The following is a 379-nucleotide window of genomic DNA, read 5'->3' on the forward strand; positions in this document are numbered from 1 at the left end:
GAGTAGCAAGCGAGTCAACATCGACAAGTGAGTCCGACTCGGCATCAGTAGCTAAGAGCGAATCAGCATCAACAAGTGAATCGGTTTCAAATTCAAATCGAGTAGCGAGTGAGTCAACTTCTACTAGCACATCAACATCAGCAAGCGAATCTGTGTCAACATCAAACCGAGTAGCAAGCGAGTCAACATCGACAAGTGAGTCCGACTCGGCATCAGTAGTTAAGAGTGCATCAGCATCAACAAGTGATTCAGTATCAACATCAAACCGAGTAGCAAGTGAATCGACGTCAACATCAAACCGAGTAGCAAGCGAGTCAACATCGACAAGTGAGTCCGACTCGGCATCAGTAGCTAAGAGCGAATCAGCATCAACAAGTGA

1 pseudogene is annotated in these 379 nt (G+C 46.2%); it reads right to left on the minus strand.

The features are described 5' to 3' along the window. Nucleotides 1-379 (minus strand): annotated as a pseudogene (locus CD118_RS12320) (hypothetical protein); the annotation flags it as partial.

It is taken from the genome of Staphylococcus coagulans, from assembly GCF_002901995.1.
GTDB lineage: Bacteria > Bacillota > Bacilli > Staphylococcales > Staphylococcaceae > Staphylococcus > Staphylococcus coagulans.